Annotated in this window: 17 protein-coding genes and 1 pseudogene; 4 read left to right on the top strand and 14 right to left on the bottom strand. The window is 48.0% G+C overall.

Annotated elements, in window-relative coordinates; translation table 11 throughout:
• Positions 1 to 13: 13 nt before the first annotated feature.
• Together IOQ59_RS07325 and IOQ59_RS07320 are read right to left on the bottom strand one after the other, a co-directional pair.
• Complete coding sequence (locus tag IOQ59_RS07325; protein WP_228050752.1) at positions 14 to 232, bottom strand: DUF2783 domain-containing protein; 219 nt, start codon at positions 230 to 232, stop codon at positions 14 to 16.
• 12 nt (positions 233 to 244) lie between these two features.
• The gene (locus tag IOQ59_RS07320) at positions 245 to 1,936 is read right to left on the bottom strand and encodes an FAD-dependent monooxygenase (RefSeq protein ID WP_193952627.1); all 1,692 of its coding nucleotides are present in this window, start codon (positions 1,934 to 1,936) and stop codon (positions 245 to 247) included.
• A 213-nt stretch (positions 1,937 to 2,149) separates the two neighbouring features.
• On the opposite strand from IOQ59_RS07320, the gene IOQ59_RS07315 reads away from it, so the two are divergent.
• Positions 2,150 to 2,905 carry a helix-turn-helix domain-containing protein gene (locus IOQ59_RS07315; RefSeq protein WP_193952626.1) on the top strand — a complete coding sequence of 252 codons (756 nt, stop codon included), beginning with the start codon at positions 2,150 to 2,152 and terminating at the stop codon, positions 2,903 to 2,905.
• Positions 2,906 to 2,945: 40 nt separating this feature from the next.
• On the opposite strand, the gene IOQ59_RS07310 is transcribed toward IOQ59_RS07315, so the two are convergent.
• Both IOQ59_RS07310 and IOQ59_RS21580 read right to left on the bottom strand, forming a co-directional pair.
• Positions 2,946 to 3,365, bottom strand: coding sequence for a cytochrome b562 (locus IOQ59_RS07310; RefSeq protein ID WP_193952625.1), 420 nt, complete (start codon positions 3,363 to 3,365; stop codon positions 2,946 to 2,948).
• 195 nt (positions 3,366 to 3,560) lie between these two features.
• Positions 3,561 to 3,677 (bottom strand): annotated as a pseudogene (locus tag IOQ59_RS21580) (helix-turn-helix domain-containing protein); the annotation flags it as partial.
• Between the two features lie 239 nt (positions 3,678 to 3,916).
• Between IOQ59_RS21580 and IOQ59_RS07300 the strand changes: the two are divergent.
• Complete coding sequence (locus tag IOQ59_RS07300) at positions 3,917 to 4,888, top strand: TauD/TfdA family dioxygenase (protein WP_193952624.1); 972 nt, start codon at positions 3,917 to 3,919, stop codon at positions 4,886 to 4,888.
• Positions 4,889 to 5,109: 221 nt separating this feature from the next.
• On the opposite strand, the gene IOQ59_RS07295 is transcribed toward IOQ59_RS07300, so the two are convergent.
• The 6 genes from IOQ59_RS07295 to IOQ59_RS07270 all read right to left on the bottom strand — a co-directional run bounded on the left by IOQ59_RS07295 (position 5,110) and on the right by IOQ59_RS07270 (position 9,485).
• Positions 5,110 to 5,292, bottom strand: coding sequence for a hypothetical protein (locus tag IOQ59_RS07295; RefSeq protein ID WP_193952623.1), 183 nt, complete (start codon positions 5,290 to 5,292; stop codon positions 5,110 to 5,112).
• A gap of 280 nt (positions 5,293 to 5,572) precedes the next feature.
• Positions 5,573 to 6,163: an SLATT domain-containing protein gene (locus IOQ59_RS21575; protein WP_193952622.1), complete on the bottom strand. Its 591-nt coding sequence runs from the start codon at positions 6,161 to 6,163 to the stop codon at positions 5,573 to 5,575.
• A 127-nt stretch (positions 6,164 to 6,290) separates the two neighbouring features.
• Positions 6,291 to 7,214: an SIR2 family protein gene (locus tag IOQ59_RS07285; protein ID WP_193952621.1), complete on the bottom strand. Its 924-nt coding sequence runs from the start codon at positions 7,212 to 7,214 to the stop codon at positions 6,291 to 6,293.
• 169 nt (positions 7,215 to 7,383) lie between these two features.
• Entirely contained in the window at positions 7,384 to 7,725 is a 342-nt protein-coding gene (locus IOQ59_RS07280) for a hypothetical protein (protein ID WP_193952620.1), read from the bottom strand.
• A gap of 152 nt (positions 7,726 to 7,877) precedes the next feature.
• Complete coding sequence (locus IOQ59_RS07275; RefSeq protein ID WP_193952619.1) at positions 7,878 to 8,249, bottom strand: hypothetical protein; 372 nt, start codon at positions 8,247 to 8,249, stop codon at positions 7,878 to 7,880.
• 456 nt (positions 8,250 to 8,705) lie between these two features.
• Positions 8,706 to 9,485: a dienelactone hydrolase family protein gene (locus IOQ59_RS07270; protein ID WP_193952618.1), complete on the bottom strand. Its 780-nt coding sequence runs from the start codon at positions 9,483 to 9,485 to the stop codon at positions 8,706 to 8,708.
• 221 nt (positions 9,486 to 9,706) lie between these two features.
• On the opposite strand from IOQ59_RS07270, the gene IOQ59_RS07265 reads away from it, so the two are divergent.
• On the top strand, positions 9,707 to 10,921 hold the full coding sequence (locus IOQ59_RS07265) for a bifunctional alpha/beta hydrolase/OsmC family protein (RefSeq protein WP_193952617.1): 1,215 nt from the start codon (positions 9,707 to 9,709) through the stop codon (positions 10,919 to 10,921).
• A 112-nt stretch (positions 10,922 to 11,033) separates the two neighbouring features.
• Positions 11,034 to 11,525: a helix-turn-helix domain-containing protein gene (locus tag IOQ59_RS07260; RefSeq protein WP_193952616.1), complete on the top strand. Its 492-nt coding sequence runs from the start codon at positions 11,034 to 11,036 to the stop codon at positions 11,523 to 11,525.
• A gap of 31 nt (positions 11,526 to 11,556) precedes the next feature.
• On the opposite strand, the gene IOQ59_RS07255 is transcribed toward IOQ59_RS07260, so the two are convergent.
• The 4 genes from IOQ59_RS07255 to bufA2 form a co-directional block, all read right to left on the bottom strand.
• Positions 11,557 to 13,353: a methyl-accepting chemotaxis protein gene (locus tag IOQ59_RS07255; RefSeq protein ID WP_193952615.1), complete on the bottom strand. Its 1,797-nt coding sequence runs from the start codon at positions 13,351 to 13,353 to the stop codon at positions 11,557 to 11,559.
• Positions 13,354 to 13,683: 330 nt separating this feature from the next.
• Positions 13,684 to 14,472: an HvfC/BufC N-terminal domain-containing protein gene (locus IOQ59_RS07250; RefSeq protein ID WP_193952614.1), complete on the bottom strand. Its 789-nt coding sequence runs from the start codon at positions 14,470 to 14,472 to the stop codon at positions 13,684 to 13,686.
• Positions 14,469 to 15,326, bottom strand: coding sequence for an MNIO family bufferin maturase (gene bufB, locus IOQ59_RS07245; RefSeq protein WP_193952613.1), 858 nt, complete (start codon positions 15,324 to 15,326; stop codon positions 14,469 to 14,471). The genes IOQ59_RS07250 and bufB overlap by 4 nt, the downstream gene beginning before the upstream one ends.
• A 212-nt stretch (positions 15,327 to 15,538) precedes the next feature.
• Positions 15,539 to 15,994, bottom strand: a complete 456-nt coding sequence (gene bufA2, locus IOQ59_RS07240; protein ID WP_193952612.1) for a BufA2 family periplasmic bufferin-type metallophore — start codon at positions 15,992 to 15,994, stop codon at positions 15,539 to 15,541.
• Between the last annotated feature and the right edge of the window lie 714 nt (positions 15,995 to 16,708).

Here is a 16,708-nt window from a genome sequence, read left to right as displayed (position 1 = left end):
TCTGACGGCTCCGTTACAAGTTCTTCAGCGCTTCATCAATGGACTCAGAAACCTGATTCGCATCACCCACCTGATTCGCCAGTAACAACGCCAGCTTGGTTAGAAACAGCGCTTCTTTCTCCGCCCCTGCTTGCGTAATCCCTTCTGCCAGCTGATCGTAAACCTGCTCCAGTGCAGTGGTGCTCAGTGTGTTGTGACTCATTGTTGTGTGACCTATTGTTTCTTGGTTCATGGCTCAGCCTCCTTAAGACAGGTTAATCAGGCGTTTCATAGCGGTGAGCAGGTCACCGTTATCAAACTGCTTCCAACGGGCTGATACGTGTTGGTCAGGGCGCACCAGATAGCTGGTTCCCTCTGAGGCATCGTAACGTTGATGCATATGTCCAATGGGATCATGGATCACCTGATGGCTCTGTGACGCCAGTGGCTTACGACTGATCTGCACCACCTCAAATGGCACACCGCTGCGGGTTACCGCATCCTTTAACAGGGTCAATGCCATGGGCAGCTCTGCCTGATCGCTGAAATAGAGCAGGTAGATAGATGCCCCCAAACGATCAAACAGGTAGTCATCATCACCCAGGCGAATATTCTGCAACGGCGCGCCTTTAACCGGTCCGGCACTGAACTCGGCGTTATCATCCCGCATACAGTTCAACACGCTATCCAGATAGTCATGGGCACGGGAGGTACGCCAGTGGAACAGCGGTCGTACAAACGGCTGCGTTAAAGACAGTGACAGCGTTGCATCCCGCAACAAACGGAAGCCCCGATCCGGCGGCGTCATAAAGCGGGTACTTTTACTCGCTTCATCGATGATCTCGCGGGCAGCGGTCACTCGTTCCTGAGAATAGCTCGCCAACAGGTGTTCCGGCGCCCAGCCCTTGATCGCAAAGGCCAGCTTCCATGCCATGTTGTGGCAATCCTGCCAACCGGTATTCGCACCACGCACACCAAAGATCGGCAGCATATGAGCGGCATCTCCAGTAAACAGTACACGATCATGCAAATAATCCGGCAGTGTCATCGCACGGGCGGAATACACAGAACACCAGTCCATCTCCCAGGGTGCATCCACGCCGATCATATCGAGCTGAGCCTGAATACGTTTATTCAGGGATTCCGGTGCCAAGGCTTCCTCTGCGGTTTCACCCTCCGGCAACTGGTAATCCAGACGCCAGATCCCTTCGGGCTCCCGATGCATCAGGATGGTATTTCCCGGATTCCACTCAGGGTCAAAATACGCCAGCCGCTCGGTCGGCAGATCAATATTGATCTTAATATCCGCAATCACGAAGTTACCGGTGTAGGAATCCCCCTCCATACGCGGCCCCAGCATGCCGCGAATAGTCGATTTCGCACCGTCTGCGGCAACTAGCCAGTCACTGTGTAATTGATACTCCCCTTCCGGGGTATCCAGCGTCAGTTGCACGCCATCCGGCTGATTGTCGATCGCAATGACCTTGGTGCCCCAGCGCAGATCGATTAACGGTTCGGCCAATACCTGATCGACCAGATACTCCTCCAGATACTGTTGTTGCAGGTTGTTCATCGGCTGGAAACGATCATCTTCGTCATAGGGCGCTTCCATGCGGAACACCCGCTCCCCCCGATAGAAGGAGTTACCACAGCGCCACGGCAGCACCTTCTCCAGCATCCGGTCCGTCACCCCAACCTGCTGCAATATCTCCATCGAGCGGCGGGTAAATACAATGGCGCGGCTGCCCTGTGATACCTGCACATCGGCTTCAATCAATACAGACGGGATACCATAACGGGCAAGATCCAGCGCAGTGACCAACCCCACCGGACCGGCACCAATAATCACCACCTTATGCTGGAGGGTGTCACCGTTCAGCTCCGGCGGGCGACGAAACGGATAGATCTGATAATCGTAATACAGTGATGCTCGTGGCGAGCTATCGGGGAAATGCATGAGCAGGACTCCTCACATGGGCAGACTAAAGCCACCCGCCGTTGATGCAGTTGTTATTGTCCTATTCAGCCTATGCCTCTGAGCGAAAGCACTTGTCCCCCTAAAAATGTGACAAAAAGTCAGCTAGATTAAGGGATACTGATTCCGTCGTTGATACCCGCACAAAACGGATATTGGATAGCGGATAACAGATAATCGATAACGGATAACCCTATGACGGCTGACACGCTCTTCGACCAGATCAACCTGCCTATGGCTGCGACCATCGAAGCGATCGGCTATGAACGCTTCTATCCGCGCTTCTTCAGCTTGATGAGTAAGATCGCCCGCATTGATCAGTACATGGTGTTTGAGTTCTGTGATAGCTGGGACAGCCCCCGCTGCCGACTCGCCCATAATATCCAACGTCCGGAACTTGGCTTGCAACTCGCCTCACTCTATCTGGAAGGCAATTATCTGAACGACCCCTTGCTGGCCAAGCTAGCGGCCGAAGCCGCAGAGCACCCCACCCAACCGGCCTGTGAACTGCTGCTGCGAAAAACCCTCTCCCCGGTGTATCGACGCCGTTTTTATAACGTGCCGGATATTCAGGAAAAGTTCGCCATCGCCGCCAACGATGAGGAAAGCGGACGTCTCTACTACATCAACTTCTACCGCTCCGCTGAAGCAGGATTTAGTGAGCAGGAGATCACGTTTCTGGAACAGAGCAGCGCATTGATCAGCTCGCTGCTACTGCGTCATTTTCGGGAAGAACGTCAGGGACGCGGGGTACAAAAGCATCTTCTGGCAGCAGGCCTCTCAGAACGCGAAGCCCAGATATGTGAACTGATTGTGGCGGGTCATACGGCCAAAACCATCGCCCGCAAACTCAATCTCGCTGAATCGAGTATCGTGACCTACCGGAAACGGGCGTATCAGAAGCTAGGGGTGCACCGTAAGCCGGATCTGTTGGAGGTCTTTCAAGGGTGAGAAGCAGGGGCGAGAAAACACTCTCTACCCCCATTGATGATTACTTAAAGATACTGAGCAATAACTCCAACGTGCCCGGCTTGGCTTTTTTATGGTATTCCTTGCGCAGTTCGTCAATGCTGCTGAGCTGTTGCTGAAGCTCGGCTAGATTATCATCTGTGGCCAGCGGAATATCATTGATGAAGCGCTCTACCTTGCCCAAACCTTCCAGTGATACCACTTTGCGATCCGGTGAAAAGTCATAGCCTTGTGCACTGCTGAGGTGCGTTTTGAACGCTTCAATACGTTGATTAAAACTCTCAGCTGAACGGCTCTCCATCGCTTCTTTATACTGCAACCGCATCTGTTTCATGGTTTGCTTCAAATTAAGGCTTTCACCTGCGCTGGCATAGCTACCCGAGGTTAACAGCACGGTGAGCAGCAAAGAGCTAAGTACTGATTTTTTAGCTGAGAGTTTCATATACAGAGTCGGCCTACATTGTGATCAGGGAACTATCCTAGCGGGGGAATATATCAGATCGCTGTAGGAGTCGCATCGCAGGATTCAAGGAACAAGTGCGACACGCTCTCCGGTATAGTCCTCAAACGGCGTGACCCCGTCGAGAACCACTCTGGGTGTCGCATTCAATATGCGTATACCAACAAGCCCGCCGTATCAGGATAACAGTCCTACCTGGAGTCCTCTTTCCAGCACGGAGACTTGATCGCTTAGTGCAGATTGGGCGATAAATAGACCCCGGGCAGCAGCTGAGCCGCTAACCCACTCGGCGAGTCTGAGAAAACAGGCTCAACAGTTTGATGTTTCATCTTCGCTTTCCCAAAACGGCACAAAAGCCCAAGCCATAACCATTTGATATGGACAAACATACTTATTATGTATTTTTTTTAATACGCAATCATGATTACAGTGATTTGAATCGCATCTGGCGTGATGCGGCCCTGTTGGTTGAGTCACCATCCGTTGAAGACAGCGTCAAATAATAACAATCTGGCTTTTTAGAGGAATAGATCATGAGCGTCATTCTTAAAGAGAAAATTGAAGGTCCATCAGCATGGAAAGGAAAGGATATTAAGGATGACGGTTCATGGATTTATCATTGGTCTGATGAGTCCATTGGTGTACTCGATAAGGCCTTAGAAAACGTCAAGCAAAAAGGGCTAACAGTCCCCGACTTTACCAAAGAAGATTTCCCGATTACCGCACTCACAGAAGAGATCAATTACTTCAACGAGGAGCTGGAAAACGGTAAAGGCTTCATAGTCATTCGTGGCTTGCCCATTGAACGATATACGGATGATGAAGCAGCTATTATTTACTACGGTCTAGGCCTTCATATGGGCACCCCAGTTTCTCAGAATATGAAAGGCGATATGCTAGGGCATGTGAAAAATATTGGGGCGATAGATCCAAAGCAAGTTCGTGTATATGAGACGAATGAGTATCTACCTTATCACGCCGATCTGTCGGATGTTGTTGGTTTACTGTGTCTACGGAAAGCCAAATCCGGCGGTATGAGCAGCCTTTCAAGTGCGATGACACTCTATAATGAAATTCTGGAAAAACATCCGGAGTACCTTGGGCTTCTTCACCGCCTCTTCCTGTTAGAGCACCTTAATGACGGTGACGTTGGCTTAACACCCATCTTTAGTCATCACAAAGGTAAGTTAAGCGCTCGATACTTACGCCAATATATAGAGATCGCTCAGGAAAATGCTGGCTTGCCGTTATCGGATGTCGAAGTTGAAGCCTTAGACCTTATTGATGCGATCTTAGTAGACCCGGATATTCGCTTAGATATGTTGATGGAGCCCGGTGATATCCAGTTCGCAAATAACTATACCATCTTCCATTCCCGCTCAAGCTTCGAAGATTACGACGAACCGGAACGCAGACGGCATCTGTATAGATTATGGCTGAAAATGCCTAATGCCAGAGAGCTGGCTCCAGATTTCCCTGGGCGTAATGGTATTTCCAAGCGTTAAAAACAGGTAACCCCTATTATTTTAACGATTAACCTGGTGGCTAAATGCCTTTGCTAGCATGGGCTGTAAGCCGCGTGACCACTAGAGACAGTGGCCACCGAAACAGCCGCCGGGTTAATAGTTCAGACTTCATCTGACACCTGATCTCGACTAGATTGAGGTATCCACTAAACTGGGGGAAGTCTCCAGCGCAACTTGTTGCGCATTTGTGCTTGGCCTTGTTAAGTGTTCTTATTTGCATAACTTTTTAAGTGTGGCAATGCAGCTAATTCTGGTTCTAAGCCTCGTAATTCGGTTGTGCGTATTTCGCCGTTTGGCAAATAGACTGACAATGTATCACCTATTACGGAATACCCAGCAGTAACCGTGATGCCATTATGCTCAATTGTGATTTCTTCATCCATATCATTCGCCTTCTGATATGAGGGTATACATATACATTCCGGTCTCTTTCCAAGATCGCATTGGTTGGCCGCATGAGCACCGAAAATCATCTTTGTCTTTTAAGGGTAAAGACTTGTAAGTGACCGAATAGACAGCCCCACAATTTGAGCAAGTTTCATCTCCAAGCTCTGTTTCATCCCATGTAGCCATAAATAACTCCTTGATTTGTTTGACTCTTAATGCCGCGAACACGGACAAGCGAAGCAAGTCCTGCCCGAAGGGCATTTTTGATTAGCTTTGTTACGTTTTTGGCGTTACAAGCATATATATCCATATAATCTCCAAACCTAAAAGGAATAAATACGGAAGGAACTGAACGCAATATAAGAACCTAATATAGATAGGAAAGTACCAAGGATTTTGGTAATAATTACTCATATGATTTTTAGTAAATAAGTAATCGATTGGAGAATGATTTTCATATCGCTGCAATACATCGTCATATTCTTTTACTAAGTCATCATAGACGTCTGAATTCGACTTATCATTTATGTGACGATGAACCCTCCTAGAGAAAGCATTTAATATCATCCCACATTGATGTATGCGATCTGCTCTGACAGAAAAATTTGTCATGTTCAAAATAACTGAAATGACCAATATGACTATAGCTAACACAACTTGTATGAAGCTTGAGTATGAAGGTTCGAATCGAGACTCAAGACCAAAGGTGTGAATAAGAGGAATGAATATTAGCCCCATTGAGAAACAGGTAATTGTCCAAAGGGAAGCATTATGATGCGTTTTCAGACGATCATGGGCGTAAAATCGACTGGTCGCAGTTTTTTGCACACGATCATAAAGTTCTTCGAAATGGTTATCTTTTTGCACAATGCTTCCTTTGCAACTTAACGCCGCAATAAAGGGCCGGAGCGTAGCGACGGTCCAGACCACGTTTTTTCGTGGGCGATCTTTGATTGTCTTGTTAAAATATTTTCATTGTTCATCCTAATTCTTTCTAAATACCATTTTTCAACATTTCTACTATGGCCGGCATGGATTCAGAAAACCCGTTTCCTATATCACGAACATTTTTGGTAGGAAACCTAGTGTTTAATTGCAGAACCTCATTTTTATCAGGATTAATAACTGCCAATTCGCATTCAGAAGCCTCTATACAATCCCAAACTTGGGTATCTTCGCTAATGTACCTTACACCTACAAGTACGACTAGTTTTACCTGAGCAATAGTGTTTACCCAAAATTCTTGGACTTGCGCCACCACCTCAGGATTAACCATGCAATTTTTGCCTTCTGCATAGTTGCACATTATAGGTGCCAATGACGAAAAGCGTTCTTCCTCATGCCACTTTTCTATAGCTTCAGTACTCGATGCATAACATGCTTTTGTGACTCCACTCACTAAAGCCATTTCGGGATTTGAAACAACCACATTCGACAAAGCTAAATTTTCAGGTATGACTGGAAGCCAATTTGATGAACCGTGCAATTTTAGTAAGCTGGGACCAACATCGTCTGTGCAAAAGGGTTTTAATGAGAAATCAATATTTAAAATACTCAATGCTTGCTCTAGCAAACAGTCATAGTTGAGCGTAGCTAAACATACTTCATTTAGATAAGGTTGAATCTCTTTAATAAACTCACAATACGTATTACCTGACCTTACCTCAATACTTCCAAGATACTTACCAATTTGCCTTAAAAGCGGTATTGCAAGAGCACCTTCGTTACTCGCAATTTCCCGCATTCCGGCTTCAAAATCTTTTCTGAAGGTTTCGCCATATTTATCATTTAATTCCGATGCTGGGCTACCAATTTTGACAAGGCGGTCAAACAACTCATTCCCTAAAGGGGGAGGCTCTCGGGAACATTCTCCTGAAAATGCACTCGCCCCCGCTCCAAATAGAAATACTATACTCATAGCGAGCTATGCCTCCCTGCTTTTGAATTTTAACGCCCACTTCAACGGACGCCGTAGGCGGTCCGGTGCAAGTGTTTGTTATAATGTCGGCTCAAACCAAAATTAGAGGTTGAATGAAATGACTGCACTGGAGTGGTTTAAAGCTATTAGATTTGCATTCATAGTTACTTTAATCATTACTGTGATTATTTGATTTATTCGGTATAAACATCAGCAATGTAAATGAAAGCACAATGATAGCGCCAAATAATATTAGAATTTCTGCATTATATTTCAAATAATCTATTGATTGAACAACCACTTCTTTGTCGTGACTATTAATTAGTTCTGCGAAATGCATAGAGTGGTAATAAGCCGATGCAATCCATGCCATTAAAGAAATTGTGATGAGCATTCCAAATGGGTAAAGGCTATCAATATAAAACTTTTTATGATTGTACGCTATAAATGCAGCACCGGTAAGCAAAAGCGCCCCTATGGTTAAAAGGCCATCAACTATATCAGAAGTCATTTTTGATTATTCCGTATAGCACTAAATCCATTGCGTCTTTGATTACGCTCATCCTATAACCCCCTGTATTGATGTGTGATTGATTTATAACGCCGCTATTCACCGGCTTATTGCGAGCCTTGGCGAGTAATATGTCCGGTGCAATGCACTTGTTAGGTTTTACTGCGTGCCGCTGTTTGTTCTTCCCAAAACTTATCCATTTCTATCATCAAATCAGTGGCCTCGGATAATCTGCTATTGAGGTTATATTTCGTTGTAGTGGGGTCAAACATTATTTCTGATACTTTATGCATATGTAGCACATAGGAACTCATTGGAGGAATAGTGGTGGCACCTTTTATTTTTGCTATCTCTACGTGAGTTTTCCAGAACTCCACTCCTGCATTTATCATAGACTGGGTTTTTATTTTTTCTAATTCTGCTTTCTTGTTCAGGCTGCTAATAGCTATAGTTATTAGCCCTGTAATGATGCTGCTACTTAGCGCTGCTATAATAGGAATCCATATTGAAATTGTATTGTCCATAATGTGTCCTTGAGGTGAATTATGAGTGCCGGGTTAATTATTTTAATATCTTGCGTTATAGGCCAAATTATTGGCGGGTTTGCCGCCGTTGTTTGGATTCATAAATACGGTTAATGAAACCTAACATTTTAATTCTGCGCCGACGCGTTTTTGTCCCTCACCGCATACAGAGGAACAATCGTATCTATTTGAAGAGAAAGAACTTTGAGGATCGTATGCTTCTTCTCTTCCGATGAAAACGAGCATGCGCGTTTTGCTGGTATTGATAGCCTGTATCCCTGCTATCCGTTATCGCTAAGCAACTGATATTGAAGTATTTTGATCTAAACTTCCAGACATAAACGCGCGGGTATATGATGAAATACACGCGCTTTTTGGGTGTGGTATCAAATTCACTGTTGATACACACAGAAACAGAATGGTTGCTCCATTATTTCTGATCAGACAACAGCGATATTACTTATCGAGATGTAAGTTCAGAAAGCTCATCAGCTCAGACCAATATTTTGTGTGGTCATAAAACAGCTCATGACCGCCACTCGGATAGTAATGAACTTTGAGCTCTTTACCTGAATCGTTAGCTGCGCTTTTGAGTGAAAATACATTTTTTAGAAAATCCGATTCATCATCTTTGGCGATCATCGCAAGCATGGGTGCCTTGATTCCACCGATACGGGATAAGGCTTTATGGAAGGGTTTTGTCATGCCCGGTGCGAGCATAAAAGCAGCGGCAACATCAACGCCTTGAGTGGCCGTTGTTAAGGTTAAAAAGCCACCCCGTGAAAAACCGCCTAAGGCTACACGTTCAGGGTCTACATCTGGCCTTGCTTTTGCGGCGGCCAAACCGTGACGGGCTTCCGGAATGATCTTACGAATGTACTTTTTGCCTTTGCCGTCGCCATGCTGGCGAAGCAGGATAAACGCCAGATATCCCTCTTGGGCAAATGCGTCACAGAGTTCACGCAGGTCATACCCCTTACGTGCAGCACCTTCAAGACCTGCAGAATCGATAAGATGACCGTGATTGTAAACAACGGCGGGATAAGGAGGTGCGGTATCGGGTTTGCATACCATCGCCTTTCCGCTCGCTCCGCCGTGCGTCCAGCTCTCTGCGAGTGCAGGATTGATAAAGAATAGGCACACCAATAGGGCCAGACAGGCTTTAGGCGATTTCGCAGTTTTCCATTGGGTACGTTTAGACACACGCCCTGATTCACTTCCCTGCCAACATTCCATATCCACACCCAATCGTTTCAGTTGTCTGCTGGATACAGGTTAACCGCCTTGAGAAGGCTATATCAAGCACCACCCTCTCCATGTTGAGAGATGGCAAATAAGATTCGCCAGATATTCTCAATTGCATGGGCAAATCCCGCGCATTATGGAACGCGGGAGCAGCGCTTGATATTGCCCTCCGTATGGCGCATAACAGAGGCTTAGCCTAAGAAGGAATTGCTATGAAAACCGAACGCCTCGAATTCACCGGCCACGATGGTTCAACACTGGCTGCACGTCTTGATCTACCGGTCGGAAAACCCGCGGCTTACGCGCTGTTTGCACACTGCTTTACCTGTTCGAAGGACATTCCTGCGGCACGGCGTATTGCGCAGCGATTGGCCTCGCTGGGGATTGCGGTGCTGCGCTTTGATTTCACGGGGCTGGGGCACTCGGAGGGTGAGTTTGCCAATACCGGCTTCAGTTCTAACGTAAATGACCTGTTGCTGGCGGTGGATTTTCTGCGGGATCAGTATGCTGCTCCTCAATTGTTGATCGGCCACTCGTTGGGCGGTGCGGCCATTCTGTCGGCGGCGGGTCGGATACCGGAGGCGAAAGCGGTGGTCACAATTGGTTCACCGGCAGAGCCTGAACATGTACTGCATAACCTGTCGGAACATATCAGTGAGATCTGCGCGGAAGGTGAGGCGGAGGTGGTACTGGCGGGTCGGCCGTTCACGATTAAGAAGCAGTTTATCGATGATATCTCTGCCACCTCATTGGAGCACTCAGTCAGCCAGCTGAAGAAAGCACTGTTGGTGATGCACGCACCGCTGGATGAAACCGTCTCACTAGATAACGCCGCGAAGCTGTTCCAGATGGCAAAACACCCCAAGAGCTTTGTGACCTTAGATTCAGCCGATCACCTGTTGAGTCGGGTTGAAGATGCCGAGTACGCCGCTGAGATGATCTCCGCCTGGGTACAACGTTATATCGATGTGGGTCTGTTGCCGAAGTTGATGAATGCACCTGAAGGTATCACCCGTGTGAGTGAGGCGGATGCCAACAGTTTTACTCAGGATATCAGCGCTGACGGTCATCATCTGATTGCTGATGAGCCGGCCAACTATGGCGGTAACTATTTAGGCCCCACACCCTATCAGCTGGTCGCTGCTGGTTTGGGGGCCTGTACATCGATGACCATCCGCATGTACGCCCGTCAGAAAAAGATCCCGCTGGAGCATGTTCAGGTGGATGTAAGCCATGCCAAGGTGCATGCTCAGGACTGTGAAAGCTGCGGGCAAAATGGCGGCAAGATCGACCGCTTTGAGCGCCGTATTAGCCTCTCAGGTGATCTCACGGATGCCCAGCGTCAGCGCCTGTTGGAGATCGCCGACCGTTGTCCGGTCCATCGGACACTGGAAGGTGAGATCGATATTCAGACCGAGCTGGTTTAACCGCAACCTTTCTAAAACGGGGCCTGTCACCCAGCTGTCAGGTGGCTGTCGTGTTCGACAGGCACCGTTTTCATCTACATTCAGTCACCAGAAACAGAGATAAGGACGCACCATGATTGTCAGGAAACTTCGCCTTCAGCGCGGCTGGTCACAGGAACAACTCGCAGAGATGAGCGGTTTAAGTACCCGCACTATTCAGCGTATCGAACGAGGCCAGACTGCGGGACTGGAGTCCCTGAAATCCTTAGCGGCTGTTTTTGAAGTTCAGGTTTCTGATCTTAAACAGGAGGACAGGATTGTGACTGAAGAACAGGTAGTGGGAAGCCACCCCACCGAAGAGCAGGATAAAGAGCAGCAGGCGATGGAATACGTACGTGACCTCAAAGGGTTTTACGCACATCTGACCAGTTATGTGGTGGTGATGATCGGTTTGATCGTGATTAACCTCTTAACCTCCCCCGACAATTTCTGGGCCAAGTGGCCACTGATGGGCTGGGGTATTGGGGTTATTTCACACGGGTTGAGTGTCTTTGAGGTGATCAATCTGTTCGGCGCGGACTGGGAACGCAAGCAAGTGGAGAAGCGACTGGGCAGGAAACTCTGATTTCAGCCCAGCCCAGTCCGCTTCATTTGAATCAGGTCACGCTCATCAGGTGATCGGGTTCAAAGGCGACGCAGAAATTACCCCACTGACGGCCCGATACGTTGATCGGCACCGAGACCGAGTTCAGGATCTCACCCGTATCGCGAATAAAGGTCTGCAACAGGAACGGAGCCGTTTGTGATGCCCGACGTACTTCAGCACGGTTAGCATTGTAGAAACGACGGTTCCGGCTGCGGGCGTTATCGACCGCAAAGTCACCCGTGAGCGGATGAGACACTTTAGAATTATGGGCCGGACAGTAGCCTTTCAGATCAAAGGCGGAGGCGATCAGAAACTCAGGGCGTTCTTCGATAAAACGGTCGAACATTGGCCGCAAACGCGCATCATAGGTATCGGTATAGCTGGTATCGAATTTCTCAGGCAGCTGGCCTTCGTTCGTGCGTACATAGTTCACATCAAAGACATTGGCGCCCTGCTGATTGATGCGTTGCAGCTCCCCTTCCACCTCTTTCGCCCACCCCTGGGCGGTACGGATAATCTCTTCAAACCCGCCGTATCCGATGGTGAAGCGGGACAGCAACTCCTGCATCTCCTCGGTAGCCCCTTCCAGCTCCAGCGCATGTTCTGACGACTGCTCCATCTGAGCCTTGATCATGTCTGACAGATCGGTGATCTCAGACACGTGGGTGTGCGTATTTTTGTTGGTGCTCGAAAGCTCCTCGATCGCCGCGCTGATATCGGTCAACTGGCTGTTCAGGCTTTCAAAATCCCCCACCATGCCAGTGAACTTGTTGTTGGTCTGACAGATAAACTGATCCGTATCGGATACGTAATCCAAAATGCTCGCCGCGCCCTTACGGGTGCTGTCCACCAGCGTCACCATCTCGTTCACGTTGCCATCAATCTCTTTTGTCGCAACGCTCACCTTTTGCGACAGAGAACGTACTTCGTCCGCCACCACAGAGAATCCACGCCCGGCTTCACCTGCGCGGGCCGCTTCAATCGACGCATTCAGCGCGAGCAAATTGGTCTGGTCGGAAAAGTCCTGTACCAGCGATAACACTTTGATGATGTTCTCTGAGTTATTAGAGAGCTGCTGGACCACGGTCTGAAAATCATGCACCTGCGCATCAATCGCCCGTACTTTTTCCTGAATATGGCTTAATTCGGCGCTGGAGTTGCGGATCTCATCCAGATTGCTGTTGTTACTGGCGGAGATCACCTGTGTTGTTTCTGCGATACCTTCAATCGCCTGTGTGGCTTCCTGACTGGCCTGAAACACCATCTGGGCGGTGGACTCTTGCGAACTGGCGGATTGCGTTGATGCCTGAACCACTTTCTGTAACTGGTTGGCACTGAGCGAGACCCGTACGCTACGTTGGCGCGTATCGGCGATCATCTGTTTCAGGCTGGTTGAGAATCCGTTGTAACTCTCGGCCATCGTCGAAATTTCATCGAAGGTTTCATCGGGCAAGGTCGCGGAGATATCGCCATCTTTATCTTTTACCGCCCGTAAGACATCAGTCATATTGCGGATCGGTGTCAGAAACAGATGCCGCATAAACACGACGCTGAACAGCGCTGCCAACAGGGTAAACCCGAGTATCCACCACGATGCCTGAAATAACGTTTCAGCCGTTTCCACAACCTGGGCACTGACCGCGTGCTCTGCACCCAGCGTATTCTGCAATGCCAACAGGTTTTCATATAACCAGTAAGCAATCCCTATCACCACCAGATTTGGCAGCAATAAAAATGATACATTTCCCACAATCTTTTTCGTAAGACTGTTAAATAACGTTTTCTCTATCGCTCTGTAAAGACTCATCAAAGGTCCTTTTATTATTATATGCTCAAGGTGCAAGCCTTCTTTAGTCGCAATACAACATCTCAAAAACGAATTGAACATTCAACTAAAAAATGTGTGATATACAACTCGTTTCCTGCAACCACAAACGGTTACAACAACCAGCCATTTGGACGAAACCCAATAAGATGAGAATAAAAGTAGCAGAAACCTGCCAGAGAGAAGTGACTAAAAGCAGAGGAAAATTAACTCAATCGATCAGTATACGGCGGGAAAATCTGAAGCCCCTTAAGTCACTGCGGACTAAGAGGCCGAGAAGGCATCAAGCGATACAAAAAAATATAACCAATATCACTTTATGACTGACAAACCAGAATCAAGACAACTTATCCAGCCTCGATCCAACCACGTAAACAGTGTATTTACCATGTGCTCAGACGGATCAGAGTGACTGATCTCCAGCAGCAACTCCGCCACCTCTTCCAGATTGTCACCGGATAAGAAGGCCTGATACATCGTGAACTCAAAATTATCCAAACTGGCAAACTCTGTCAGGCGTTCGCGGTTACGCCAGAGTAGCCAGGTCTCGTCCTGTTGCAACGGATCAGGCGGTGTACGTTCCGCTTTGATGTGCTGCCAGATATCCACCACATTGTAATCCGTCGTAAACACCACAAGGCTCGGATGGAAGACCAGCTTTAAGCTTGGCCACTTATCAGGGGCCAGATCCACCAGCTGCTGACGTTCGGCACACTCGGTATCCGGCGCATCAAAGGCATTGAGCAGCTCTCGCTCAAAACGCGCCAGCTCTGCAATATGCGGATAGACCTTTAGGGTTTCATCTTCGGTTAAAAACTGTGGCAAGCGGTCAGCGAAATGCCGCAGCGATTTGAAATGTGACGGGTAGGCGTTGATGTAATCACGCACCATGTTGTTGAACAGATCATCACCGAGATAGACGCCCAGAATGGGATGGTCAGTATCGATCACTTCCCAAAAACGTACCTGATAGGCGTTGCGATAGATGTTCAGGCGGGTATCGACGGTGATCGCTCCATGATCACGGATGTGCCCTGCGATCTCAGAATCCTGCCCCATCATAAAGGCCAGTAATTGCTGCTGTCGTTCGTGCAAACTCATACGGCGTCCTTGTAACGTGGTGTCAGCTGATCTTCGGTCAGGGTATCGGCCGCAATACGACGGGCAATATCCAGCTCAGCCATCAGGGCCTCCAGCGACGGGATGTTATCGTCGCGCTCGATCATCGTACTTACCGGACCAAAGTGCAGCAGCGCCTCCTTGTAGAGCTTCCAGACCGGATCAGGAATATCATGATCGTGGGTATCGATCACGTAATCACCATAATCGGTATGTCCAGCCAGATGAAACTGGCGCACCCGCTCTGCGTTGGTGCCTTTGATGTAATCCAGCGGATCAAAATCGTGATTGCGGGCGCTGACATAGATGTTGTTCACGTCGAACAGGATGTGACAATCGGCCCGATCCGTTACTTCGCGCAAGAATTCCCATTCAGTCATGCCTGATTCGGCATAGCTGATGTAACTGGAGACGTTCTCAATCAGCATCTGACGTCCCATGTAATCCTGAATACGCTGAATGCGTTCAACACAATGGCTGATCGCCTCTTCCGTATACGGCATGGGCAACAGATCATGGGCGTTCACACCCTCCAGACCGGTCCAGCACAGATGATCAGAGAACCATTCGGGTTGCAGCTCATCATGTAGCTGCTTCAATCGCTTGAGGTAATCCATGTCCAGTGGATCGGTTGATCCCAGCGACATAGATACTCCGTGCATCACCATTGGATAGTGCTCACGGATACTGTGAAGGTAATATTTGGGCTTGCCGCCATCAACCATGAAGTTCTCTGAGATCACTTCAAACCAATCAAGATCCGGCTTTTGTTCAAGCACGTCATGAAAATGATCGGTCCGCAGACCCAGTCCAAATCCCAGAAAATGTTGCGACATAAAAGAAACCCTTCAATAACTGTTTATCCGCGCCTTACCCACTGCAACTATGTAGTTATAGTTCAGTTAAATCAGTAAGTGCACGTAACTTCGAACAATGCTTCCCTGCGATCCGGCACAGAGTTCGGTATTCAATAGATGCAGATATCCAACAGGGGTGAATCCATCAGATATCCGCATCAACCTGAGTAATTCAGGTCATCGACGAAATCTTATGATTTGCCGCCGATATCGCCACAGGCTTTAGCGCCCATTTTGACAAAACCAGTACCTTTACAAGATGCCTGGCCTGCACAAGAGTTGTCAGCACCTGAACAATCGTTATGGCCTTTACACACGTTCACACCAGTACACTGAACCAGCTCAGCTTTGGAAACTTCGCCACGCCAGTCATCCTGAACTTTACCGCCAACATCACCACACGCCTTGGAAGGCATCACGACAAAGCCGGAACCTTTACAGGAACCCTGACCAGCACAAGCGTTGCTCGCACCGCCACAGTCATTGTGACCTTTACAGACGTTTACACCGGCACAATGCACCAGATCAGTCGTATTGGCCGCAGCCGCAGTTGTGTTGGTATTGGCTGTAGCCGAACAACCGGCAATAGCGGCTGCTGCAAACGCAACGGCCAGTCCGCTCATTACATTTTTAGTATTTTTATTCATCTAGTTTCTCCCTAGGGTTTTGAGTATTCACTCAAGGCGGAGCGCAATAATTGAATGCACGTTCGTGCAGGGGCAAGTTAGCCGCTTTACCTGAAACTAAGCTGAAAGAAATTCTTTTAAAGCCAGCGTTGTATTACAACGAATCAATACATACCCCTAGGACAGCATGGCGCATATGATCAAAATTCACCCAGAATTTGATGAAAAAATATCAGTTATGGGGGTAAATCCCGTTGAATACGGATATTTAAGATGAAAAAGACAAGATGAATATACGGGCAAAAATAATTTATGTTTTTTTGTGTAGATTGGGTTGAGCAGTGCGATACCCAACATCGGTATGGGAAAAATGACGCGGAATGTGTTGGGAATCGCTACGCTCGCCCCAACCTACGGAATTTTTCGAGAGCGTGTAGCTTGGGTCGAGCAACGCGATACCCAACATCGGTATGAGCAAAGTGAAACGGATATGTGTTGGGAATCGCTACGCTCGTCCCAACCTACGGTATTTTTCGAGTGTGTGTAGGTTAGGTGGTCGAGCAACGCAATACCCAACATCGGTATGGGTAAAGTGACACGGATATGTGTTGGGAATCGCTACGCTCGTCCCAACCTACGGAGTTTTTCGAGGGTGTGTGTAGATACCATCTCTCCATATGTGCCTCAAGTGATTGATTAGGTCATTTGAGGTACATATTCAGTTTGCTGTTTCAG

The organism is Pontibacterium sinense, from assembly GCF_015209595.1.
GTDB lineage: Bacteria > Pseudomonadota > Gammaproteobacteria > Pseudomonadales > Balneatricaceae > Pontibacterium > Pontibacterium sinense.
This window is presented reverse-complemented; position numbering and strand designations above follow the sequence as displayed.

Bases quoted from the DNA above. Each gene is read 5' to 3' on its own strand.
- IOQ59_RS07310 (WP_193952625.1), bottom strand. From the start codon at position 3,365: ATGAAACTCTCAGCTAAAAAATCAGTACTTAGCTCTTTGCTGCTCACC.
- IOQ59_RS07265 (WP_193952617.1), top strand. From the start codon at position 9,707: ATGAAAACCGAACGCCTCGAATTCACCGGCCACGATGGTTCAACACTG.
- bufB (WP_193952613.1), bottom strand. From the start codon at position 15,326: ATGTCGCAACATTTTCTGGGATTTGGACTGGGTCTGCGGACCGATCAT.
- IOQ59_RS07260 (WP_193952616.1), top strand. From the start codon at position 11,034: ATGATTGTCAGGAAACTTCGCCTTCAGCGCGGCTGGTCACAGGAACAA.
- IOQ59_RS07300 (WP_193952624.1), top strand. From the start codon at position 3,917: ATGAGCGTCATTCTTAAAGAGAAAATTGAAGGTCCATCAGCATGGAAA.
- bufA2 (WP_193952612.1), bottom strand. From the start codon at position 15,994: ATGAATAAAAATACTAAAAATGTAATGAGCGGACTGGCCGTTGCGTTT.
- IOQ59_RS07275 (WP_193952619.1), bottom strand. From the start codon at position 8,249: ATGGACAATACAATTTCAATATGGATTCCTATTATAGCAGCGCTAAGT.
- IOQ59_RS07255 (WP_193952615.1), bottom strand. From the start codon at position 13,353: ATGAGTCTTTACAGAGCGATAGAGAAAACGTTATTTAACAGTCTTACG.
- IOQ59_RS07295 (WP_193952623.1), bottom strand. From the start codon at position 5,292: ATGGATGAAGAAATCACAATTGAGCATAATGGCATCACGGTTACTGCT.
- IOQ59_RS07280 (WP_193952620.1), bottom strand. From the start codon at position 7,725: ATGACTTCTGATATAGTTGATGGCCTTTTAACCATAGGGGCGCTTTTG.
- IOQ59_RS07250 (WP_193952614.1), bottom strand. From the start codon at position 14,472: ATGAGTTTGCACGAACGACAGCAGCAATTACTGGCCTTTATGATGGGG.
- IOQ59_RS07270 (WP_193952618.1), bottom strand. From the start codon at position 9,485: ATGGAATGTTGGCAGGGAAGTGAATCAGGGCGTGTGTCTAAACGTACC.
- IOQ59_RS07325 (WP_228050752.1), bottom strand. From the start codon at position 232: ATGAACCAAGAAACAATAGGTCACACAACAATGAGTCACAACACACTG.
- IOQ59_RS07315 (WP_193952626.1), top strand. From the start codon at position 2,150: ATGACGGCTGACACGCTCTTCGACCAGATCAACCTGCCTATGGCTGCG.
- IOQ59_RS07320 (WP_193952627.1), bottom strand. From the start codon at position 1,936: ATGCATTTCCCCGATAGCTCGCCACGAGCATCACTGTATTACGATTAT.
- IOQ59_RS07285 (WP_193952621.1), bottom strand. From the start codon at position 7,214: ATGAGTATAGTATTTCTATTTGGAGCGGGGGCGAGTGCATTTTCAGGA.